The 23,653-nt window shown below is 46.3% G+C and carries 16 protein-coding genes and 1 tRNA gene; 3 read left to right on the plus strand and 14 right to left on the minus strand.

From position 1 onward, the window contains the following. Positions 1–5 precede the first annotated feature (5 nt). Positions 6–1,295, minus strand: coding sequence for an amidohydrolase/deacetylase family metallohydrolase (locus tag LZG74_RS23190; RefSeq protein ID WP_233798889.1), 1,290 nt, complete (start codon positions 1,293–1,295; stop codon positions 6–8). A gap of 159 nt (positions 1,296–1,454) precedes the next feature. Further along, positions 1,455–2,237 (minus strand): DKNYY domain-containing protein, encoded by a 783-nt coding sequence (locus LZG74_RS23195; RefSeq protein WP_233798890.1) that lies wholly within the window; start codon positions 2,235–2,237, stop codon positions 1,455–1,457. 181 nt (positions 2,238–2,418) lie between these two features. Here LZG74_RS23195 and LZG74_RS23200 point away from each other — a divergent pair, with 181 nt between their 5' ends. From LZG74_RS23200 to LZG74_RS23210, 3 genes are all read left to right on the plus strand, one after another. Next, positions 2,419–5,511 carry a sensor histidine kinase gene (locus LZG74_RS23200; protein ID WP_233798891.1) on the plus strand — a complete coding sequence of 1,031 codons (3,093 nt, stop codon included), beginning with the start codon at positions 2,419–2,421 and terminating at the stop codon, positions 5,509–5,511. An 8-nt stretch (positions 5,512–5,519) separates the two neighbouring features. Continuing rightward, the gene (locus LZG74_RS23205) at positions 5,520–6,272 is read left to right on the plus strand and encodes a LytTR family DNA-binding domain-containing protein (protein ID WP_233798892.1); all 753 of its coding nucleotides are present in this window, start codon (positions 5,520–5,522) and stop codon (positions 6,270–6,272) included. Between the two features lie 325 nt (positions 6,273–6,597). Continuing rightward, positions 6,598–7,863: a hypothetical protein gene (locus LZG74_RS23210; RefSeq protein ID WP_233798893.1), complete on the plus strand. Its 1,266-nt coding sequence runs from the start codon at positions 6,598–6,600 to the stop codon at positions 7,861–7,863. A gap of 6 nt (positions 7,864–7,869) precedes the next feature. On the opposite strand, the gene LZG74_RS23215 is transcribed toward LZG74_RS23210, so the two are convergent. The 12 genes from LZG74_RS23215 to LZG74_RS23270 form a co-directional block, all read right to left on the minus strand. Beyond that, complete coding sequence (locus tag LZG74_RS23215) at positions 7,870–8,715, minus strand: glycosyltransferase family 2 protein (RefSeq protein ID WP_233798894.1); 846 nt, start codon at positions 8,713–8,715, stop codon at positions 7,870–7,872. A gap of 63 nt (positions 8,716–8,778) precedes the next feature. Next, entirely contained in the window at positions 8,779–9,186 is a 408-nt protein-coding gene (locus LZG74_RS23220; RefSeq protein WP_233798895.1) for an EthD family reductase, read from the minus strand. A 113-nt stretch (positions 9,187–9,299) separates the two neighbouring features. After that, positions 9,300–10,211: an alpha/beta hydrolase gene (locus tag LZG74_RS23225; RefSeq protein WP_233798896.1), complete on the minus strand. Its 912-nt coding sequence runs from the start codon at positions 10,209–10,211 to the stop codon at positions 9,300–9,302. Between the two features lies 1 nt (position 10,212). Further along, positions 10,213–14,112 carry a PVC-type heme-binding CxxCH protein gene (locus LZG74_RS23230; RefSeq protein WP_233798897.1) on the minus strand — a complete coding sequence of 1,300 codons (3,900 nt, stop codon included), beginning with the start codon at positions 14,110–14,112 and terminating at the stop codon, positions 10,213–10,215. 32 nt (positions 14,113–14,144) lie between these two features. After that, positions 14,145–15,758 (minus strand): RagB/SusD family nutrient uptake outer membrane protein, encoded by a 1,614-nt coding sequence (locus LZG74_RS23235; RefSeq protein WP_233798898.1) that lies wholly within the window; start codon positions 15,756–15,758, stop codon positions 14,145–14,147. 19 nt (positions 15,759–15,777) lie between these two features. Further along, a complete protein-coding gene (locus tag LZG74_RS23240) occupies positions 15,778–19,164 on the minus strand; it encodes a TonB-dependent receptor (protein WP_233798899.1) in 3,387 nt (1,128 codons plus the stop codon). 211 nt (positions 19,165–19,375) lie between these two features. Then, a complete protein-coding gene (locus tag LZG74_RS23245; protein WP_233798900.1) occupies positions 19,376–20,500 on the minus strand; it encodes a FecR family protein in 1,125 nt (374 codons plus the stop codon). A 61-nt stretch (positions 20,501–20,561) separates the two neighbouring features. Beyond that, a complete protein-coding gene (locus LZG74_RS23250) occupies positions 20,562–21,194 on the minus strand; it encodes an RNA polymerase sigma factor (protein WP_233798901.1) in 633 nt (210 codons plus the stop codon). Positions 21,195–21,404: 210 nt separating this feature from the next. After that, positions 21,405–21,478, minus strand: a tRNA-Asn gene (locus LZG74_RS23255). An 85-nt stretch (positions 21,479–21,563) separates the two neighbouring features. Next, positions 21,564–21,845, minus strand: coding sequence for a hypothetical protein (locus LZG74_RS23260; RefSeq protein WP_026631891.1), 282 nt, complete (start codon positions 21,843–21,845; stop codon positions 21,564–21,566). 22 nt (positions 21,846–21,867) lie between these two features. Next, positions 21,868–22,488 carry a 16S rRNA (guanine(527)-N(7))-methyltransferase RsmG gene (rsmG, locus tag LZG74_RS23265; protein WP_233798902.1) on the minus strand — a complete coding sequence of 207 codons (621 nt, stop codon included), beginning with the start codon at positions 22,486–22,488 and terminating at the stop codon, positions 21,868–21,870. Then, positions 22,479–23,609, minus strand: a complete 1,131-nt coding sequence (locus tag LZG74_RS23270; RefSeq protein ID WP_233798903.1) for a glycosyltransferase — start codon at positions 23,607–23,609, stop codon at positions 22,479–22,481. The genes rsmG and LZG74_RS23270 overlap by 10 nt, the downstream gene beginning before the upstream one ends. Positions 23,610–23,653 lie beyond the last annotated feature (44 nt).

The following is a 23,653-nucleotide window of genomic DNA, read 5'->3' on the forward strand; positions in this document are numbered from 1 at the left end:
ACCAGTTATTTAGCCAATGTTTCAGATTCCCAACCCGCCGCGCTGATCCCGTTCAGGTCCCAGACGATTTTACCTGCGCGGATGGTCAGCTCGGCTTCCAGTTTTTTATCACCTTTGAGTTTCAATTTTCGGGTGTCTAAAAAGCCAAAATCTCCTTTTCTTAAATTAAACACAGCAATATCTGCCTCAGAACCAACGGATAATGTTCCCAGATCGGGGCGATTGATAACTTGTGCGGGATTCCATGTTGCTCGCAGAATGGCATCCGGAAGCGTCATTCCCATGTTGAGAAATTTAGAAATTACATTGTCCAGGCCTTTCATAGCGCCGTTCATGCTATCGGTATGCAAGTCTGTGCTGATCACATTAGGCTTAAATCCCTGCTGCATGGCCGGAATCGCCTGCCGCCACGCAAATGCACCACCGCCATGCCCGACATCGAAAATCAGCCCGTTCTTTTGTGCTTCGAAAACGAATGGTTTTACTTTTCCTTTTTCGTCTACAACCGTTTCGCGGTTTTCCGGCCCATGCGAAAATGTGTGCGTAAAAATGTCGCCCGGACGAAGATATTCTTTGAATAGTTTTTCAATGGATAAGGGCGGCTTATGCTCCCCGAAATCAACCATAACCGGCACATTGGCCAGTTTTCCGGCCTCAACCGCGGCTTTCACCTGCGCGTAGTCGCCCCAGTAATGTGCTGCTTTTACACCTACAATGATCTTCGGAAAAAGCCTTTGGATCATATTGGCGGCCATAACGGGGTTCATATCCGTAACATCCTGCTCTTCATAACGGCTGGCCATGCCCGTGCCGACAATGTTGAGCAATGCCAGGACGCGCGTCTGCGCTTTATCGATCGTCTGTGCTTTGAAAGTCCGGAAGTTGCGCCAGCCGGATGAGCCTGCATCTACAACCGTTGTGATCCCGGCGCGAAAAGTGAAGCCGTCGGGCGGCAGGCTGGTGGAGGCATTGGCAATGTAGGCATCGGGCACAGTTCCGGCAAAAACGTGCGCGTGCATATCGATCAGCCCCGGCGTTACATAAAAACCTTTTACATCAACCGTCTTTTTTGCTTCCGAAGCTGGAATGTTACTGGCTACCCGGACGATTTTGCCGCCCGAAACAGCGACATCCATTGCCGCATCAATGTTGTTTTTGGGATCAATAACGTGCCCGCCTTTCAGCAGGAGGTCAATGTCCTGGGCATTGGTAAAATAAGGAGAGAATAGAAACAGCAGGGAACACAGGAACACGGCAACGCGTCCGGCGTTCTTTGCATGTGTGCAAGCCAACATTTGTTAAGAGTTTAGATCTGAATTATATTCATATACAAGACAATAAGGGCAAAATATTACTTCAAAAGATTTGAAACTTTGCGCTTAACGGGCAAAAAAGAAAGGCGCATCGCTGCGCCTTATGTGTATAGTTGGGTAACTGAAAAAGATTATCAGAGATTAAAAGTTCAAAGCCTCGTAAGTGGATGGCTCACATTCTGTTAGCTGTGAGCCACGCCAGTAAACATGCTTATAATCCAGGCTGTAATACTGGTTGATCACCTGAAAACTTCCCGGATCTGCGCCCTCAATGATTTTAAGAGATGCAGAACTCATTAAATAAACGTGGGCCGCATCTCGTGCATAACCATGCCTCAACGCCTCGAAGGAATTTACATCGGGATCATCCAACCGCACGCCATTGACAAAAATGCTGTGCTTGTCCCGGAAATAAGTAAAGCCATCCACTTTCGCAATCAACTGAAAATGAGATGCGTAATGAGAAATAACCCGATCAGCATAGTAGATACATCTGCTGTCTTTTGACAAATGCCTATCTATTTTGACAAAGTGATCGGGATCGTCGGAAACGATTTTGTAAGCTGTGTAAATGTGATTGCAATCTTTGCCCGAAGCGTATCCGAGCACAACAAATGAGGAAGGATCAGCACCAGGGATTGCTTTTCCTTTATAGTAAACAAACTTTTCATCGACGGCATAATGTCTGATCGATGGCAATTTTGAGAAAGTGTTATCTAAAATTTGAAACGATTTTACATCAGCGCCTGCCACCAGGTTCAGCCTGGGAGTCAATTGACTTCCGAAGTAATAAACAGCGTTTTTTCTGATATGATATCCCGGCTCATTGAAAAACACACTTGCAAATTTTCCATGGTTGGTAAGGCGGGAAGTCAGGGCATTCATGTTGATCATAACGAACGTTGATTTGGATAATTCCATCATTTTTCACGGCTAATCGCTTTATTGCGGAATAAAGTTGGCTTACCCGGCAGCAAATTTCAAAACCAAAGAGGGAACGGTCGCTTCTGGCTATTTAACGGTGAACGGTTAGTATATGAGCCGCCGTTAATCAGCTACTTCACATTAATACAATCTTATTTCAAAGAAATAATCCGGTAGGAGCATGCGTCAGAGATTTATCTTTTTACTTGCTTTTTGTCTGAGTCCAATACTGCTTTTCGGGCAGACGATTTTTCAGAATATCAAGTGGCAGGACGGTCTTAGTGCGAAACAAGTGCGGTGCCTTTATAAGGACGATACAGGATTTCTCTGGATCGGAACCAACAATGGCCTTAACCGCTACGACGGGGCCGTTGTAAAGCAATACAAGCACGGCCCGAAACAGAAAAATCTTCTTGTCAATGCCATACAACCGCTCGGCAAGGGAGATACGCTCATCCTCGGATTACTGAACGGTGTGATGCTGTTTAATATGAGCTCAGGCTCGTTTTCCAAAGACAGCCGGTTCTCCGCCCTGGATCAGGAATCAATTGTAACCATTAAGACGGATAATGTCGGGCGCCTTTGGATTGGCACTTCCAACAGGATCTACGTTTATGAAAAAGGGAAATTACTTCCTCTCGCGGCCATTGTGCCCTCGGCAGCAACCATGTTTGGCATACCAGACTATTTTCTTTCCGGCATGGTGTGGGACACGATCAGAAACGGCTTCTGGATTGTAGGCAGCAAGCCTTATTTTATCGATATCAGAAAAAAAGCGATTTACCATAAGCAAAACAATGTTCTGCATTCACCCATATTCGACCTGAAATATGTAAATGCGCTCGCTGTTGACAGCAAAGGCGACATTTGGTACGGATGCGACGACAACCTGACCCTCAATTACTGGAATGTCAGAAAAGGCTCAGTGCAAAGCTTCCCTGTGCTCGACGGCAATAAGATCAGCGATGGGATCAACCATTTATTTATAGACCATAAGGACCGGCTATGGATCTCGACATGGTTGTTTGCGGCCTATATCAAGGAACGCGGACAGCCGATCAAGAAGATTGAGTATGACCAAAACCTTCCTTATTGCATCGGTTATGGGCATTTCCGGGACGCAATTACGGATAAGGAAGGTAATGTGTGGCTGGGAACGATCAATGGTGTAAGTAAAAGTCAATCACAATATCCGTTGCAGGCGATATACCAGCTGCCTAATTTCAAATTTTTCCTGGAAACCGGTTTTGCCCATGCCAACTCCATTACGGTTGACAAAAACCTGGTGATGGCATGCAAGGAGGATGGGGCTATTGCTTATCACACCGATAACCGCACTTATCAGCGCTACACCGTTACGGACGGAGACTTGCGAAGAAACCGTTTTGTGATGTGCACCAAAGCGAAAGATGCCTGGTGGTTTGTAGGAGACGACGGCGTGCACGTGCTGCATAACGGGAGCGATAAACTGGTGAAGTTTACAGATATAAAAAAAGGCACGCACCACCGCTACGCAAACTTCGTTTTTACTGATCATAAAGGAAATATCTGGTTCCAGATCCTGGAAGACGCCATTTACCGCCACGATCCGGTAACTAAGAAAACAACGCGCTATGACGGAACTGATAGTCGTTTTGGGTTATTTGCATTTAAAAGTTGCCCGAGTTCTTTGCAGCTGAGCAACACCGATATCTTGTTTTCACTGCCCGGAAGCGGACTTCTGAAATTCAATTACGAGAAAGAATTCTTTTCTATTTTACCCAATAAAGAACTAGCTAATGCACAGGTCCTGAAACTTGCCGAAGATAAAAAAGGCAACATATGGACTGCCGTGAGTGGCAGAGGGCTGGTGAAGATAAGTCGTGACGGCACACCGCTGGACAGCATCGACAGCAGAACCGGACTGTTCTATGATTATTTATCCAGCATTGCCATTGATTCGCGCGGCGCGGTTTGGGGATCCAGCAGGGAGGGACTTATGTTTTTCAACCCGGATACGCGCGCTGTAACGAAAGTTGAGATCGACCTTGGTAAAACGTTGCAGGATTATTATAACAACCTCACATTCGCGAACGGTAAAATCTATGCGGTAATGCTGGACCATATCCTGTTAATAGACCCTTTCAGCTTTGCCGGCGTGCCGGTAAAACAGCCACCTTTTATCACTTCCATCAAGGTTTTTGGTCAGGAAAAACTGGGATTTGAAAAAGGGGGTGTCCTGAAACTGGCCCCGGATGAGGATTTTATTACGTTTCAATATGCTTCATTGAGTCACCGGGATATCCCGGCCCTGCAATACAGTTACCAGCTGGAAGGCATTGACGGAAACTGGGTGAACGCAGGCAGGGCGATTACGGCTACGTACACCAATCTTTTGCCGGGGAAATATGTGTTCAAAGTCCGGAGTACGGATGAATTCGGCAGATGGATGACAAAAATCCAGAAGCTGCAAGTGGTTGTACGACCCAACTGGTGGCAAACCTGGTGGTTCAGAACGATATGCCTGATCCTGGCGGCTGTAACACTGTTTTTTGTCTATCAGGCTTACAGTCAGCGTAAGAAGCAAAAAGTCCAGAGTGAGCAAAAAGAATTAATGTTGCTAAAAATCAGCAAGATGCTTGCCGAAAGCCAGCTGATGGCGTTAAGGGCACAAATGAACCCGCATTTTATCTTCAACTGCCTCAACAGCATTCAGGAATGCATTGTGACCGGGAAATATCCACAGGCAAGCACTTATCTCAATAAGTTTTCCAAGCTGTTCAGGATGGTTTTGCGAAACTCGGGGAAAGATCTTATTCCTATTACACAAGAGCGCCAGGTCCTGGAACTCTATCTTGAACTGGAATTGATGCGTTTTGAAGGAAATTTCACCTACGAGATCATTATGGACCCCGAGTTGGAAGAGGAGGACGTTGCGCTACCCTCGATGCTCTTACAGCCTTATGTGGAAAATGCGCTCTGGCATGGCCTGCTGCATAAAGACGACGACCGCAAGCTGCTCATTGAATTCAGGCTGGTTAACGAGGACGTTTTTATTTGCAGGATACAGGACAACGGCATTGGAAGAAAGAAATCATTTGAATTAAAATCACAGAGTATCAAATACAAAAGTCACGATTCGCAGGGGTTAAGCATCACGCAAGACCGCATCGACCTGATCAACAAACAGGGAAACCATGCGGTGCTTAACATCGAAGACCTTTACGACGAAAACGGCGAAGCCACCGGCACACTGGTGGAAATAGAACTATCAACGTATCTCAACAATGTATAATCAAGAAAATGATTAAAGCGCTGATTATTGACGACGAACCCAAAGCACGCACTGTGCTTAAATATTATATTGAAAGTTTTGTTGGGGAGATTACGGAAGTCAGGCAGGCGGAGTCCGTGGACCAGGCACTCGAAATCCTTCGGTATTTCACTCCCGGGATCGTATTTCTGGATGTGGAAATGCCCAAGCGTAACGGTTTTGATTTTTTGCGTGCGCTGGTAAACCCGTCATTCGAGGTGATTTTCACAACTGCTTACAATCAGTATGCGGTTCAGGCGATCCGGTTCAGTGCGCTGGATTATCTGCTCAAACCCATAGACCCGGACGAACTCAGGTATGCCGTAGACAGATATCTGAAAATGCAGATGCCCGATGCCAAAAGCAACCTGATCTTATATGATAACCTCGTTCAGAATATTGGTAAAAGTGAAACCAAAGATTTCCGGCTTGCTATTCCATCAAAGGACGGCGTGCTGTTTCTGACATTGGAACAAATCATACGCATGCAGGGAGATGGTAATTATACATTTATCCACACCACCCACAAAAAGCCCATCGTTACCAGCAAAACACTGAAATACTTTGATGAAATGCTCGACGAATTCGGTTTTATCCGCACCCACAAATCACATTTGGTAAATCCGAGACACATTTCCCAGATGAGTCATGACCACGGATACATTGTGGTAAGCGATGGCACCGAGGTGGAAATATCCCGCAGGAAGAAAGTGGAAGTAGTCAGATTATTGAAACTCAGATAAGGTGAAGCGCCTTTATTCTCCACTATTGTTTTTGAAGTGGATTAATGCGGCTTCCTGACCGTTAATTTTTTCATTCCCACCGGAGGCTGGTTGGTTTTTCATCGCTACTGGTTCGTTCCTATATTCAGGCAGTTTTGATGACTAATTAAACGGTTTAGGTGTTCAGTCCGAATGTTGGGGATCCCGGCATTCGGCTTTTTTTTAGTTTACCAGGCACGACGTATATTTGCTAAATGTTAGCCAGTCAATTGTGAATAAGTATAGCAAGAATAGTCTTCTAATAGGATTTTCTACCCTAGCTCTAATCATCCCTCGCTTGTATTATGTGGAACGGTTTGCTGTTTCATTGCCATTTTGGGATCAATGGGATGCTGAATGGCTTGGCTTACTGAAACCGTGGATCGAGGGAAAATTACAATTTCAGGACCTCTTCATTGCACACAATGAACATCGCATCCTGCCTACGCGCATCATGACCTTGTTCACTTTCTGGCTGACAGGATACTGGAATAACATTGTCGAAGCACGTTTTAATATTCTGTTTGGTGCGTCAACGCCCTTACTTTTTATCTGGACCCTGGCCCGGACCGAAAAAATAACCGGATTAAAATGGCTGATTATTGCCGTTATCATTGCAGGCGGATCACTTCCTTTCTCGTGGGAAAACTTTTTGATTGGTTTTCAGAGCCAGTTTTACTTTGTTAACCTATTTACACTCGCATCACTGATTATTGCCGCCCATTTTCACAATAGAAGCTGGTCCGTATGGGTGATTTTATTCTTCAGCCTGATCAGCATTTTAACATTGGCCTCGGGCCTGTTAACGCCGCTTGCTGTAATCGCTGTTTATCTCGCACGGGCTTACCTTCAACGCTTATTAAGTGCAAAGACAGCCTTATTAATGATCATTCTGTTTGCAATGGCAGTTTCGGCTTATTTCACGATGCCCCGTGTTGAAGGACATTATATTTTACATGCCACCACGTTTTCAGAGTTCATATCCACGATGCTTCGCCTTATGGGCTGGCCTTTGCGCGGCAGCAAATTGTTTATTGGTGTCATGTGGCTGCCGGGCTTATTTTTTGTCTCCCGCATGCTTTTCCTGCGCAAACAGATAGGCAAAACCGATTTGTTAATGTTTGGCTGCCTCGCATGGACCGCCATGCAAATCGTCGCACTCGCTTACGGCCGCGGGCACGATTCCATACATATGCCGCCACGCTATGCCGAAGTCCTCTTGCTGGGTCTGGCGGCGAACAGCTGGTTTGTGGTAAGACTTACGAGTATTAAGGGCAAGCCCGTGGTCAGAAAGGCCGTTTGGGGTGTTGCAGCAGTGTTTTTCGTAGCCGTATTTTTCAGCTACATTCAACGGTCCGTATTGGATTTCAGGGTGTTGAAGGAAGAACGCGCAAGGCGATTGACGCAAACAGAGAATGTCCGAAACTATCTGGCTACAAAGGATTTTTCTACAATAAATAAGCCGGGTTTTCAAATCCCTTACCCGGATCCGAAAAGGTTGCAAATGATCCTTAATGACTCTACTTTGCAAGAAGTCCTGGTCATCGGGAACAAGGTCCCACCCAAAAAATAGGGCTCATCAATTCACGCTGTTATTTAATTTTTCCAGGACTTCCAGTATCGTAGTGTCCTCAATTACATTGGCCTGGATATCGTGGTTGTGAAATTCTTCCAGTTTCCGCTTACGCTTGGTATCGCTGATTCCTCTTTCAACCTTTTCATGATATTCCTCCAATGAGCGGCAGTAGTAATGGTTGAGCTGGATTTTATCCACGCTTACATCCGCAGTCGCGCCGTCAATGGCAATGTTGTGCTCATTAACACAAAAATATCCGGGTTTATAATGAAAGCAGTGCGATTTATAGGCGGATTTCACAAATCGGGGCTGCACAATGCTTTTAATATGCCTGTTGGGCGGGAAAGCAACATCCGAGCGTTTTGTAAAATTTTCCAGCTGTGGTCCGCCCGGCTTTTGAACATGTCCATTGGAGCCGAAAATAAGCCAGGAAACCCCTAACCCACCGTAATTTTCATAGTCTTTCAAAAATTCCGGCAGGTTTGAACTTGCTGTTTTTGGGACTATAAATTCGTCAATATCAATGAAGCCGATCCAGGTGGAAGAACCGCCGAATCCGTCCAGACAATGCTGGTATGCCTTAACATGTTTGTTTTTTCCCGGCATATCAATCACCGTAAGATCAGCGGGAGAATTAATGGCTGCTAATGCAGTACGAATCGGCACCTTACTACCATTATCGTAAATGTAAAAATGCTGGACACCGATTTTGCGATGATACCCGATCCACTCTTCCAGATAGTTGTTTTCGTCCTTAACGATACAACAAAGGGACAAATCATATTGATGAACCTGCGGACGCTGATCGGCTCCCCGAAATTTTGAAATCAGCTTTTTTATTGAAAACATAAGGACTTGAACACAGTAATGCTTCAAATTTATACATTATCAATGAAGCTGCATGCGCTTAAACTATTTAACCACCTCGCTGACCAGAATGACCGGGCTGATATTGGTATATTTTGGAAAATCCGCACGAATGGCGTCTCTATTCGGACCAATCGCCGCCTGGTAGTCGCTCAGGCTTTTTACATAAAATGTACCGATGGCCATGAAAGGCAATAGCTGGTTGGGAATGCCGCTCGCGATGCCTTTTTCAATGGTGTATTTTACCAAATTTGACCCCAAAAACCCTGCCACCATCGGCATATGCTTGGTTTCATAATAGGCCATATCAAAGGTTTTACCTTCCGCAAAAGGATACATCACGCATACTTTGGTCAAGCCTTTCTCTGCCACAGCCGTGCTTTGCTTTTCCTGTGCAAAAGCGGTGAAACAAATGGTCAGCAGAATAAGCGAGACAAATAGTTTTACTTTCATCGTTTCTTTTTTTAAATGGTAAACTGTTCATTTTGAATAGGATTACACAAATATAAAATAATGACTTTATTCGCAAAACGTTATTTTTCTGTGGAAACAATCGGGCATTTCGGCTACTTGTTTAAAGTTTCCATCCATCCCGCAACCCTGCCAAACCATTCCTCAAAGGTCGGATATGTCAAAAACCCGTGCTCCCCTTTGGAGTAAATGTGCATGGCGGCCGGAATCCCATTCTGATTCAATGCCTTGTAAAACTCAATGCTGTTCGCGACCGGAACGACCACATCCGCACCGGAATGGACCAGGAATGCAGGCGGCGTTTCTTTGGTAACCTGCAATTCGTTCGAGAACAAACGAATCTTTTCAGCACTTGCATTTTTGCCCAACAAATTTTCCCGAGAACCCATATGTCCTGTGCTGTCATTGAAGCTTACGACGGGATTGATCAATATCATAAAGTCCGGTCGAAGGCTGGTTTTCCCTGCTTGATCAATGTAGCGCGTTTTGAAATGTGTTCCGGCGGTGGAGGCGAGGTGGCCGCCCGCTGAAAACCCCATGATCCCGATTTTATTTGGGTCAATTCCGAATTCCATGGCGCGTTCGCGAACGATTTTAATGGCTTGCTGTGCATCCTGGATAGGCCCGATGGATTGATCCTTCATGATCCTCGGATCTGGTAATCTGTACTTTACGACAAATGCGGCTATACCGAGTTTGTTGAACGCACGGGCAACATCGCTCCCTTCGCGTTTCGTTAATAATGTGCCGTAGCCGCCACCCGGGCAGATGATCACCGCCATTCCCGTGGCCTTTGCTCTGGCTGGCAAAAAGAGGGTAAGTCCCGGAATGGAAACTTTGGAAGTAAGGGAATCGACTAATGCATTTGCTGTGTGGGTTTCCTGGTCCGGCCCCGAAATTGAATTCGGGACCGTTCCTGGATAGAGGTTTATGTGGGTTTGCGCAATGCTTTTGAGGCTAAAAAAGGAAGTTAATGCAGCCAGGAAAATCAATTTTATTATGAGCATGTCAGGGTACTTTGGAGTCCGTAACCGTCAAAATTCCTTGCATTACCCGCCAATGTCCCGGAAACGAACAGATGAACGGATATTCGCCTGGCTGGCTTGGGGCTTTAAATTCCAACCGGAATGATTTCCCGGAGTTAACGAGCGGTGTTGCAAACAGAACATCCGGCGTCGAAGGAACGAAATTCTTTTCAAAGCCATCTTTCAGACTCGCCATTGCATCCGCAGCTTCACCGACTTTTTCAGCCGCGCCGGGCTTGACAATTACCACATTATGCGGCATGAGATCCGGGTTTTCGAAAACCAATGTTACGGCCCTGCCTGCGGGAACGCTTAATGCTTTCTTGTCAAAAGCCATTTTTGCTTCAATTGCCACAAGTTTTATTTCAATGGTTCCCAAGTTTTCCAGCATTGATAGCACGTCCTTTCTGTCCTTCTCCGGCATGTAAACCAACATATTTTTCATGATTGCAACAGCGTCAGCAAATGTCTGAGAGTTTTGAATGGATTCCGGCGTACTGCCCAATGAGGCGATCAGATCCTTTGTTGACTGCGTTTTGGCCGCATTTTCAATGGTTATTCTCATTAATAAAGGATAGCCGGCCGTCGGCATGTTCGGAGCGATTTCTTTTATCTTATTATAAAAAGAAGCACGTAAATCCGCATTGGTCAACATTGAAATCGCTGACAAAAACACCTCTTGTTTCTCCTGCATTACTTTTTGTAAAGTCTGATCAGACTGCCCTGCGGTTATCATTGCTGCTAAGCCGATTGCCTGCATCACCTGACTTGTATCCGCATTGATCAGCTTTGTAAGCTCAGCCTTATTTTGTTTCAGCTCCGAAGGCTCAGATGCGAGCAAAAGCTTGATAAGTTCCTGTTGCGCAGGATTGGATTGGCTGCCTTTTTCTTCCTCCCGGATTGCACTTAACAGCACATTCACCTTTCCCGTTTTCTTTGTTTTGGCAAGACTGCTCACCGCTTGCTGTTTTTTTGTCGCATCAATATCCGGCCTTGTTAACATGGCATTGAGCACGTCGGGAGATTGGGGTAATGTAGCCAATTCCTGCGCATTTGCCAGTTTTAGCAAATAGCGGTCGCCTTTATTTCCTCCAAAACTTTTTCCCTGCTTCATTCCTGCCAGCCAGATCGGTTTCAAAAACCGGAATGTTTCATGCACGGCATAATCCATGTAGTAATCGGTGGGATATTTGAAAATGTCCGCGGCGGCAGTAACAGCCTGGTCCGAATTAAAATAACTCAATGCCACAACCGCTTCAATTCGCACGCGCGGTGACTCGTCATTGATCCGGGCGCGCATCAGTTCCAGCGAGCCGGGAATGCGGTCGTGCCAGTAAAGGAGCAATTTTGTGGCCGCAGCGCGTGCCTGAGGCTCTTTTGCATTGAGTAACGTTTTTAAAATTGTTGGTTCAACGATATTGAAATCCTGATAAAGCCACAATCCTTCGAGCAGATTATGCTCGTATTGCGGATCGTTTTTCTCCAATGCAGATACCCACTTTTTAAGTTCAGGCAACACTTCTTCGGCTTTCTTTTCACGGATCTGCGCCCGCGAACGATAGCGGAAACGGTCTTCGTGCACTTTCAAATTATCCAGTAACTGAGCAATGCTTTGTTTGGAAACGTCGGTTACTTTCAGCACCGGCTTGCCTTTGTAAGTGATCCGCCAAACGCGGCCGTGCGATTTGTCGCGGGCCGGATCACGCGGCGGATTTTCTCCGTGTGAGATCAGCGGATTGTACCAGTCCACAATGTATAAGCCGCCATCCGGGCCGAATTCAATGTCGATCGGACGGAAATTCGGATCCTGGGATTGGAGGATCGCCTCTACTTCCTTGCTGCCAATTCCTGAACCGCGCGGAATGATCCGGTGCTGCTTCGTACCCTGAAAACCAATGTTGTTATTGACAAGAAAATCACCCTGAACCTCATCCGGAAACTGTCTGCTGGAAACGATTTCGATGCCCGCAGTGGGTCTTACGCGCGTTTCTGTGAACATTTCAATGCGTGGATGTTTGTCGGGATAAGTAACATTGCCCGTCATGGGTGGCGCAAAATAATTGGAACCGTCGGAGGCATCACCGATCAAATGCATGCCCCATTTATCAAAAACACTTCCCCACGGATTGTAGTAAGGATAGGAAATGTAATGCGTGAGTTTCGCCGTGCGCGGTTCATAACGATACGTCGCGCCGGCATAGGAACGGATGGGGCCGTAAGGCGTTTCTACTTGCGAATTCAGGAATGTGCCTTCATTGAAATACAATGCGCCGTCCTGCCCGAATGTGAAAGCGTGCGTGGCGTGGTGGCTGTCTTCGGAACCAAAACCAGTCAAAATAACTTCCCTGAAATCGGCTTTGTCGTCGCCGTTTGTATCTTTCAAAAACACAATATCCGGCTCCTGCGAGACATAAACTCCACCATCACCAAACTCGAAACCCAGTGGCAGGTAAAGATCATCCGCAAAAACAGTGTGCTTATCGGCTTTTCCATCGGCATCCGTATCTTCCAGGATCACGATTTTGTCGTGCACGGGAATGCCGGGAAAATATTGCGGATAAGTCGGCATCGTCGCTACCCAAAGCCGGCCGCGCGCATCGAAGTTCATGGCAACCGGTTTTTCAATGGGGAAATCCTTTTCCGAAGCAAAAAGATTGATCTCATAACCCTCCGGCAGCTTGAATCCTTCGGTCGTTGCGGGCCACGTTTTCTCATGATGCGCGTGCGCGGCTGCTTTCGCGGCTTCTCCTTGCCGTCCGGTCATCGGAATGTCGGGGGTTAGCATTGGATCAACCGGTTTTCCTCGCCGGTCCACGATTTCAATGGCCTTTTTATTAGCCTCTGCATTGTTACTTTTCCCCATTTCCCAAATCACCGAATCCAGAGAAGCCGTCATTTGATTGAGTTTTTTCAGCTCCGGCGGAAATGCGATCACACCGAAAGGCTCTCTTCTGCGGCCATAAATGTATTCGCCATTCACCGCGCGCCAGCGGTAAAAAAAATGATCGTCTTTCATCTTGATCACCGCCAAGAGCTTCTTACTGTTTTCCGAGTTGAGATCGGGCATTTTGCCAAAACCCAGCGATTGCGCCATCCATTCCGCCGCCTGCCTGTAACCATTTCCGGTGAGGTGAATGCCATTAATGGTTAGTTTTTCCTGGCCTTTTTGTTTCATCTTAGCCAGTGATGGCGTGAAAAGATCAATAAAATAAATCCCTTTCGCAGCTGCCGTTTTCTGCATGGCCTTGGAATAAAGATCCAGGTTTTTATTGTGTTCCGCCGGATTTGGAAAATTAACTCCTAATCCTTCATGCGCTATGGGAGAAACGAGCACGAGTGAAGGCGCTGAACGGCCATTGTATTGATTCTTTTGCAGGTTTTGAATGAATGTGTTGAGGTCTTTTTCAAATTGCGGCAATCCTGCGGGACCTTTAAATGCTTCATTCATGCCAAAACACAGGAAAATCATGTCCGCTTTCTGGTCATAAAGATCCTGGTTCAAACCTTCGAAATTGAGCGCGACGGGCATGACAATGCGCTCGCCTTCATGCGTGAAACCCTGAAATTTCACCTCCTTCTGGCCTTCGGTAAGCCTTTTTGTTTTTTCTCCAAAACCCGGGAAATTCAGCGGCCGAGGTTGCAAACCCACTTCATCCGCGCTCCATCCCATATTGCGCAGGGTTAGTTGCTTGCCGGGGAAGTTTTTCTGAAGTAATGTTTCAAAGTAGCCGTAATGCCGCATCCGGTCGGCAAATGTGTTGCCGAGCAGGATGATATGGTCGCCATTTTTAGGGGCAAAACCGGGGTTAGGCGCCTGCGCGTTCGCAAATGTGACCGAAAAGAAAACGATGGCCAGAAGGATATGCTGAAATTTGGACTTCATAGTCAATAAGATAAGTCAATAAAAGGGCTGGATTACCAGCCGGTATTTTGTTTCAGGTTCGGATTTTTCTCGATCTCGCGCTGCGGAATGGGCATGAAATACATTTTTTCCTGGAAAACATAAGGCACACCGTCCACCGGTTTGGCTTTATACGTGTAAGTACCATTCGTGTTTTTAGTAATGTACATCGCGTTGAACTGCTTGCCGTTCAACACCTGTTCTGCGATTTTCCAGCGTCGCAAATCCCAATAGCGTTTTCCTTCAAAGCTCAGCTCGATCAACCGCTCGTGGCGGATCTTTTCACGCATTTGCACCTTGGAAAGTCCGGCCGCAAGCTGGTAGGGAGCCAATCCAGCACGCTGGCGAACGGCCTCAATAGCTGCGTAAACCGAGGCGTCAGGCGTGGTTAATGCTTCGTTTTTGGCTTCCGCATAATTCAAAAGCACTTCGGCGTAACGCAGCTCGATCCAGTTCTGATCGCTGCCGGAACTGCCGTAATAGTCCTTATTGCTTTCATTCATGCCTTTTCGGATTAAATAACCGGTAATGGTCGCATAGGGAAGATTGATGCCGTCAATGGGCGCACCTTCGTACATATAAATGGTTGCGCCGAAAAATGTAGCTCCATTGTAAAGCACTGTTGCGTCGAATCTTGGATCACGGTTTTTATAAGGATTGGCAGGGTCGTAACCTGACCCCGTTTCGTTGATCGCTTTTCCGTTTTTCATTTCAAATGCATCCACAAATTCCTGCACAGGACTGCGCTCCACTGCGTCCTGCTTGGATTGCGAATCGGGCTGCCCCCATGAATCCCAGCCGTGTTCGCGGAACGGCTTTTGATATTGCACGCTGAAAATCTCTTCCTCATTGTTTTTATCGAGCATAATGTTGCGGAAGTTGGGGTGCAGCTTGTAATTGCCTGCATCCATTACTTCCTTGTTTACCAATGCCGCTTTTTGCCAGCGCGAAACATCCCCCGCCGGATTGAATAAAGCACTTGCATAATAAGTCAGCACACGCCCCAAAAATGCCTTTGCAGAATGCCTGTTGGCTTTTCCCACATCCACGGCACGCGTTCCGTGCGTTTCGGGCAAAAGTGGAATGGCTTCTTCGAGTTCTTTTATGACAAAGGCAAAGCTTTCGTCCGTCGTTTGTCTGGCTACAAAAAGATCGTCGTCAAGTCCTTGTGGCTCAGTGATAATGGGCACGCCGCCGTAGCGCTTGATCATATTGAAATAGAGCATGGCGCGCAGGAACTTTACCTGTCCCTTAAAATTTGTTTTTTGCTCTTCATCCACATCAGCCGCGTCTATCTTGCTCAGGAACATGTTGGTCTTCCTTACCGGGCCATAAGCCCAGTATTCCATCGGATTATTGTCCGGAAACCACTGGCCCTGAACCACATTCCGCGGTCCTCCGCCCCAGTAACTGCGCGATTCGTCGGTAATGTTATCATACAAGCTGTGATCGAACCCGGGTACATCCAGATACATATTGTTTACAAAAAGCTGGATCAGCGCAGGATCCGCGAAGATATTTTCCTCAGGAATTGAATCGGTGGCCTGGCGTTCGAGGAATTCTTCGTTGCAGGCGGTGGTCATAAGGATCATTACAACCAGCAGTGTTTTGGCAAATATTTTTGTCATGACAGTAAACATTAACTGATTAAAAAGTAAGGTTCAGGCCGAGGTTCAGTGTGCGCTGCTGCGGATAGTAAGTGCCCGTCGTGTTCTCAATTTCGGGGTCAAATATTTTCATCTTGGACCATACAAAAAGATTAGCTCCCGAGAAATAAACCCGCACATTACGAACGCCAATTTTCTTGATCAGATCCGAAGGCAATGTGTAACCAAAATCAATTGACCTCAACCGGATATAGCTTGAATTTCTTAGATACAGACTGGAAGTGAGCGAGTTATTTGGATTAGGTCCTTCCCATGGCCGTGGATACAATGCATTCGGATTCTCAGGTGACCAATGATCGAGCAAATCCACATAGGTGTTTCTTGATCCGCCCTGGAAAAAGTCACGCGCAGCACCGTAAAGCACTTGCCGAACCCGTCCCGCCGCCTGAAAAAGGACATTTAAATCAAAACCTTTCAATGAACCTCCGAATGATAATCCACCGATCACTTTCGGGATGTTATTGTCCATTGAAATGATAGTCAGGTCATTGGCGTCTACTTTTCCGTCGCCGTTGATGTCTGCATATTTCACATCACCTGCTTTTTGTCCGCCGTTGAATTGGGGTAAATAGGCAGCCACTTCTTCATCTGTCTGGAAGAAGCCCAATGCTTTATAACCTGTAATGAAGCCCAGCGGCCTGCCTGTCTGCAACAGATAATCAGGCGTGTTAGCCGGTTCGTCGAGTGTGATCACCTTGCTTTGCGAGAAGCTCCCGTTGAGTTTTACAAAATATTTCAAAGCCTGAAAACTGTTCTGGTGGCTCAGCATGAACTCGATGCCTTTGTTGTCCACTTTGGCATAATTTTCTGCCGGCAGCTGTGCGCCCAACGTGCCCGGAATGGAGCGGATCCGTGTGCGCAGAATGTTGGAAGTTCTTTTGTAAAAAACATCTATTTCAAACTGAAACTTTCCTTTCCACAACGAGCCTTCCAATCCAACGTCAGAAACCGAAGCCGTTTCCCAGGTCACATCCGGATTGGGCAAAATGCCCGGAGCAATGGTAGAAAGCCCTTCTGTGCCCGATACGATGGTTCCCGACGGGTTGTAAACCTGTGAATACTGGAATGTTGGATTTCTCAAAAGATAGCCCGTGTATACATTGCGGTCGTTCCCGACCACGCCATAGGAAGCGCGTAATTTCAGGTTATCAAGGAACGAAAGTGCCGTGCTGTTTTTAAGAAATGGCTCTTCAATGATCCGCCATCCTGCTGACACGGCCGGAAAAAAACCGTATTTTTTGGATGCCGGAAAAGCCACGGAACCGTCCCTTCTGAATGACGCTTCAAACAAATAACGCTGCTGAAAACTATAATTCAAGCGTGCAATCGCACCGCGGCGACCATCTGTGAAGGAGCCGCCATTGGCGTCTTTCTGACTTTCACCTCCATAGAAAAACTCGTCCAATCCCTGAGCTGGGAAATTGGTGCGAAAACCATAGAAGTTGTTGCCTTTTGCATCCAACTGTTCGAAGAGGAGCAAACCGCCAAATTCGTGTGCGCCGAAGGTGCGTGAATAGTTTAGCGAAGCATTCAATGTGGTTGTGTTGTATTCACTGAATGATTGGGTCAATGCGGTTTTGCCATTCCAGCCGCCATAAGGATAAATTTCCAGCGTATTCCCGTCTGCATCCTGGCGGTTCATGAAAATAGGCACATTATAATGTTTGTTATTGGCATATTCCCTGCCGAAAGACGCCCGCCCCAAAACAGAAAGGCCCTTAATGAACGGCAGCTCATGTTTCACGGTCAATGTGGCTTGCAGAATGTTGTTCCGCATGCGGTTGTAGCCGGTTTTGATCTCTTCCACCGGGTGCTGTTCACGGGTGTAAAAAATGGTCCCGTCGGGGTTATAAGCCTTATCGAGCGGGTAAGCGGCCACAATGTCGTCGAAAATGGATTCAGGTGCGTACGCACTTTGGTTGGTGTTTCTGGCGCTGGCATCAATGTCCGCCGAAATGGTCAAGTTCTTGTTGATTTTCGCATCAACATTGGTGCGGATGGAATAGCGCTGGAAATTGATGCGGTCGTACATTCCGTCCTGATCGAGATAACCAAGCGACAGAAAATAGCGGACTGCATCCGATCCGCCACTCACGCTCAGGTTTTGCTGCGTTTGGAAAGATCGTTTTTTCAATGTGTTGCCATACCAGTCGTATTCCGGCAGCACGCCCGTGCGAATGTCTTCCAGTTGCTGATCGGAGTATTGGATGGGTTTGCCCAGATTTTGCACCGCCTTGTTTTTGGTCGTTGCATACTCGTACGCATTCATCACTTTGGGATATTGGGTAGGTTGTTGGAAGCCGGCGAAGCCGTTGTAATTAAATGTTGGCTTGCCCGTTGCGCCGCGTTTGGTGGTGACCAATATAACGCCATTGGCCGCTCGGGAACCATAAACCGCAGTTGCCGAGGCGTCTTTTAAAATGGAAATACTTTCTACTTCGTTGGGGTCTATCTGATCGAAAGTCCGGATAATGCCATCCACGACAATCAATGCGCTGTTGTCGCCGAACGTGCTGGCGCCGCGGATCGAGATGGACGATCCTGCACCGGGCTTTCCGTTTCCATTGACAGCGATTAGGCCCGGAAGCCTGCCGACGAGCGAATTGGTAATGTTGGTCGCTGGTGTTTTCAGCAATTCTTCACCTTCCACAGAAGCCACCGAACCGGTCAGATTGACCTTTTTCTGCGTTCCATAACCCACCACAACCACTTCCTGCAATGCTTTGAGGTCGTCTTTCAGTACAATACCCATCGTGCTCTGATTGCCCACCGGAATTTCCTGGCTCAGGTAACCCACAAAAGAGAAGATGATCGTGTGTTCGCCGTCGGGAATGCTGACGTCGAAGTTGCCGTCCGTATCGCTCAATGAACCGCGTTGCGTGCCTTTTACAACAATGCTTACGCCGGGCAGTGGTGCTCCTTTTTCATCTTTTACAGAGCCCTTAATGTTCCTGTCCACCGGTTTTTGCTCTTCCGCGGGCTTGGGATCAAGCGGTTTCAGATCCGCCACGATGCTAAGCACCAGCTGGTTGCCCGAAACTTCGTAACCAATGTTCAATGGCTTGAAAAGTGATTCCAGAACCACATTAAGCGGCTCATTGCGAACATGTAACGTCACTTTGTTTTCAACAGGGATCACCTGCGGACTGTACATAAACCGCACCGCCGCCTGACGGCTGATCTGCCGGAGCGCTACACTTATTTTCTGTTCGTCCAGATCCAGGGAAATACGACGGTTCAGTAACTCCTGCGCCCGGCTGTCATGGGCCAGGACCAACGACGTGCATAGGGCAGACAGGATCAGCTGATATATTGAAATGCGCATGATTTTGAGTAAAATCCTGATCGGTTTCGTACTAATTTTCATAGATTTGTATGTATGCTTTTTTGGAAAAATGAGATACAAAACTCCCCTGTTCCGGTTTTAGCGAACCGGATTATTAATGGGAATTAAGAAAGGGGAAAAGACAAGCCGGGGATGTTACAGCATCTTCGGCTTGCTTGTTTTTAACTCAGGGTGGGTGGCTGGAACGGATCATGAATGTTTGCTTAAAGGGTTTAGGATTTGAATTTTAAATTTATTTGCAAGCGCTTCCGTGAATGACGATCTGGCCGTCGATCACTTCATAACGTGCCTGGATTGCCTTGCAGATCATGCCTAACTTTTCAAATAGTGGCTCCTGACCAAGCTCGGCGGTGAGCTCGCAACCGGCCATGAGATCGGCGTCGTAAATGATCTGGACTTCGTATCTTTTTTGAAGCGACTCGAAGACTTTGGCGACGGGCGCATTGTCAAAAATCAAGTTCTGGCTGGTAATGTCTGCCGGGCCGATCTGCGCAGGGTTCTCGATGAGTGACCGTTTCATTTTCTGATCGTCGCGGTGGTAAACGACCTGCTGATTGGGTAACAGCACGAGCTCATTTTTTTCGGGTTGCGGCGTTTTGTTTTGCGGTGGATTGGCGGCGACCGTTACGCGCCCCGTTTTGACCACAACCCGCACATCTTTATCCTGATCAAAAGCCTTAACCGTAAAACTGGTGCCCAAAACCGTGGTTACGACATCGTTAGTATAGACTTTAAACGGACTTTCCGGATTTTTCACAACTTCAAAAAAGGCCTCGCCATTCAGCAAGACTTTCCTTTCATTTTTTACAAAAACGGCGGGATAATTAATTTTGCTTTGGGGCGAAAGCTTCACCGAGCTGCCGTCGGGCAATGAAACGACTTTGATTGCGGTCTGATCATTGCGCACTTCAACCCATTTTTCATCTTGCTTATCCTGCAATGTTTGCTGGCTGATCTGCGGTTTGCTCGATTTGGAATAAAAATAAAACAGGACAACGAAGCAGGTTAAGGCAACCAGAATCACAGACATACGATTTGCCCAATTCGGCCCAAACCAGTTTGTTTCATATTCATCATTAGTCTGTTCCGCATATTCCTGCGCTTCGGTTGCCGACTTTCTTGCGGCGGTCAGCCGGTGCAGTTCGTGTTGCAGTTCTTCTTCGCTCAGATAGTTTTGCGCATGATGGATTTCGGCGATGAGTTCTTTTGCATGCTTTACAATGCTGGCGCGATCCGGGTTATTGCGGATCCAGTTCTCCCAAAAAGCATTGTCGGCAGGCTTTTCATGAAGCACCCACCTGCAAAAAGCCTCATCGGCCAGGAAATCTTTAATGTCGTATCGTGCGTAATCCTGCATTTTCCGTATTCATTGGACTGTATACAATGAAATAGTACGGCCGCAGAACAGCATACCCTGTTTATGATAAAAATTTTAGAAAAAATATTAAAATAATCTGCGGGATGACATTCGAGAAGGAAGGAAGGTCATTTTTGAGCTGACTTATTGCCCTGTAAATGAAGTTGGAAACGGTTTGACGTTCGATCTCCATCACTTTGGCGATCTCATCATTGGATAAGCCTTCATAAAATTTCAGGAAAATCACCTCTTGCTGGCGTGCAGGCAGCCGATTGATCGCGCTGCGGATCTCGCGCTCTTTTTGCGACATGGACTCGGAGCTGATCAGCATGGTTTCCACTGTGAGGTTGTCCGTGAATGCTTCGCAGCTTACAGTAATATCGGCCGAATCATCCAAGCGGTTGTTCAGTTTCAATTTTCGCAAAAGGTTGTTCCTGAGTGCGCAAATGAGGTAAACTGTGACATAGGAAGTGTCCGTCAGGCGCGTGCGGCGATACCAGAGCTCCAAAAAAAGGTCCTGAATGCAGTCCTTGATCAGCTCGGTGTCTTTGGTGAATTTGGTAGCGTAATTAAACAGCAGGCGGTAACGGCGGTTAGCCAACTCGTCAAAAGCCTGCTCATCATGCTGACGAAATCGGTTCCATAGATCAGCCAGATGCAATTCATCTACTGGTATCGGTGTGGGCTTTCCCATAAACCACTATTTGAATTATCATATTTATACTACCAATTGTATTGTTTTATTTAACAATGCCCATCCTGTACTATCCTGCATTTCATATTGAATCCATTTTGATCCGCTTTACAGGCACCAACCACTTTCTATACATTTGGTAGTTATTGCAAGTTTATTGCAACAAAAAAAGCACCTAGCAAATTAATGCTAGGTGCTTCAAGTCTAGGGCTCCCGAAGTTGGGCTCGAACCAACGACCCTCTGATTAACAGTCAGATGCTCTAACCGGCTGAGCTATTCAGGAATTTCAAATCCGATTAACTATCTGAATTCTGGTGCAAATCTAAGAATTTGAATTATACAGCGCAAGGATAATTTTAAAAAAAATGTCAACCTTGCACTTGCTGAAGGATTAACTCCTTGACCCTCTTAGCATCTGATTTCGTAAAATTATTGATAATAATTTCCGGACGCATCCGCGGAATCACTCTAATGGTGGAAAAAAACATCCCGCTCTCGATCTCAACGCCCGAAATATCGGAGTAAAAAACAAAATTGTCGTTGCTCTTGAAAAGCTTCTTTACTGTGAAAGTCACTCCTTTATCGCCAAATGATACCGAATCTGGAAAAAATGGGTTCATCAGCCCGCTGGCGCTATATCGTTCGTTCATTGTTTTTAGGTTAAATATTAAGTTATAATGGTACGTAGACGACTTTTTTGGTCTGGAAAAATTCTTCCTCGAAATAGCCTGAAAGCTCGTAAGTGCGAGACTTTTGATTCAATTCAGACAATTCCTCAGTCAGGTCTCCTCCTTTCAAATATAAAATTCCGTTCCTCAGGGAATGAAATGAGTTTTTGCTGATGTTCTTTTTGACCCAACCAACAAAAGGTGTAATTCTGGTAACAGCCCGGCTAACGACGAATTCGTAGGAATCATCCAGCCGCTCAGCCCGGATTTGCTCGGCTTTCACATTGTCGAGCTTCAAGGCGTCGGCGATTTCTTGTACAACACGAATTTTCTTACCAATGCTGTCGACAAGATGAAACTGCGCTTTCGGGAACAGAATGGCAAGCGGGATCCCGGGAAAGCCACCTCCCGTTCCTACATCCAAAATGCTTGTTCCGGACTTAAATTCCTGCACTTTGGCAATCCCCAATGAATGCAGCACATGTCTTTCATATAATGTATCAATGTCCTGCCTGGAAATCACATTCACCTTGGCATTCCAAAATTGGTACAAATCCTCCATCTGTCCGAACTTATCACGCTGATCAGCAGTCAGATCCGGGAAGTATTTATTGATTAATTCCACGATTTACGAAGTTTTCTTTTTGTAAAGGTCAGAAATCCAAAGACGACATAATACACAAAGAGTGCAAAGTCCATGAATAAAAAGCTGAACCACTCTACGGTCTTGTCTAATTTGAGATTGATAACGATCAGCAAAAACCACTGGATAAACCATCTTGCAGCAAAAACAATCCCGAGCCCCTGCAACAGATAAATGTCTTTTGTAAGCAATCCAACCAACAATATAGTAATGCCCGCCATCCATACCGCGACGTGCGCGCCGGAGAGCAGCCCGAGCAAGATCTTGTTACGCATTTTGTAAAACATACTTACAGACATATGCCGCTGCTTCTGTTTATACCAGGTTTTCCAGGTGGTTTTCGGAACAGAGTATACGAAAGAATCTTCTTCTATAGATATCGTTGTATTGGAGCTTGTTGACACTTCATTCAGGAAGATATCATCATCGCCGCCGAACACATGTTTATGTGTATAAAAACCTTTGTTGGCAAAAAAAACGGAACGTTTGTAAAGAATGTTGCGACCTACACCCATATAGGTAAAGCCCGCAAGCGCGAACGAAAGATATTGAACAGCTGTATAAAACGTTTCGCAGCGGATAAACCAGTTCAGTAATCCGGGCTGCTTTATATAAGGTGAAAAGCCGAGCACAATGTCCTTGTCATGGCTTACGCGAGAAGTCATCGCGGTAATCCAGTGATTGGAAGATGGACGGCAATCTGCGTCGGTCATCAGCGCAATTGGATATTTAGCCTGTTTCATGCCCACAGTAAGCGCGTATTTCTTGGGCGTTACGTGGTCAAACTGATCATTGATCCTGATGTAGCGAATGTGTTTCCACTGAAAGATATTTTGTCTGATAAATTCTTCACTTCCATCGTCGGAACGATCATCCAGCAGGATTACTTCATATTCGGGATATTCCTGGGCGTCGAGGAGCGGGATCAGTTCGGTGAGGTTATCGCGTTCGTTCCAGGCGCAGACAAGCACTGTAACTCCTGGTAATTCATTGTCATAATTGGCGCCTTTACTGTAAAATGCAAGTCTTGTAAAAAAGTAGAAATAATAACATAACTGAACGAACACAAATGCTCCGAGCGCAAAGAGTAAAGAATCGGCCACAATGGAAGAGAGTTGTAAAATTTAATCATATTCATACAAATATA

It is taken from the genome of Dyadobacter sp. CY327, assembly GCF_021390415.1.
GTDB classification, from domain to species: domain Bacteria; phylum Bacteroidota; class Bacteroidia; order Cytophagales; family Spirosomataceae; genus Dyadobacter; species Dyadobacter chenhuakuii.

What these genes read in the sequence shown, in the direction of transcription:
- LZG74_RS23240 (WP_233798899.1), bottom strand. Translation starts at nt 19,164, where the DNA reads ATGAAAATTAGTACGAAACCGATCAGGATTTTACTCAAAATCATGCGC.
- LZG74_RS23200 (WP_233798891.1), top strand. Translation starts at nt 2,419, where the DNA reads ATGCGTCAGAGATTTATCTTTTTACTTGCTTTTTGTCTGAGTCCAATA.
- LZG74_RS23205 (WP_233798892.1), top strand. Translation starts at nt 5,520, where the DNA reads ATGATTAAAGCGCTGATTATTGACGACGAACCCAAAGCACGCACTGTG.
- LZG74_RS23245 (WP_233798900.1), bottom strand. Translation starts at nt 20,500, where the DNA reads ATGCAGGATTACGCACGATACGACATTAAAGATTTCCTGGCCGATGAG.
- LZG74_RS23225 (WP_233798896.1), bottom strand. Translation starts at nt 10,211, where the DNA reads ATGCTCATAATAAAATTGATTTTCCTGGCTGCATTAACTTCCTTTTTT.
- LZG74_RS23235 (WP_233798898.1), bottom strand. Translation starts at nt 15,758, where the DNA reads ATGACAAAAATATTTGCCAAAACACTGCTGGTTGTAATGATCCTTATG.
- LZG74_RS23190 (WP_233798889.1), bottom strand. Translation starts at nt 1,295, where the DNA reads ATGTTGGCTTGCACACATGCAAAGAACGCCGGACGCGTTGCCGTGTTC.
- LZG74_RS23230 (WP_233798897.1), bottom strand. Translation starts at nt 14,112, where the DNA reads ATGAAGTCCAAATTTCAGCATATCCTTCTGGCCATCGTTTTCTTTTCG.
- LZG74_RS23260 (WP_026631891.1), bottom strand. Translation starts at nt 21,845, where the DNA reads ATGAACGAACGATATAGCGCCAGCGGGCTGATGAACCCATTTTTTCCA.
- LZG74_RS23220 (WP_233798895.1), bottom strand. Translation starts at nt 9,186, where the DNA reads ATGAAAGTAAAACTATTTGTCTCGCTTATTCTGCTGACCATTTGTTTC.
- LZG74_RS23215 (WP_233798894.1), bottom strand. Translation starts at nt 8,715, where the DNA reads ATGTTTTCAATAAAAAAGCTGATTTCAAAATTTCGGGGAGCCGATCAG.
- LZG74_RS23250 (WP_233798901.1), bottom strand. Translation starts at nt 21,194, where the DNA reads ATGGGAAAGCCCACACCGATACCAGTAGATGAATTGCATCTGGCTGAT.
- LZG74_RS23195 (WP_233798890.1), bottom strand. Translation starts at nt 2,237, where the DNA reads ATGATGGAATTATCCAAATCAACGTTCGTTATGATCAACATGAATGCC.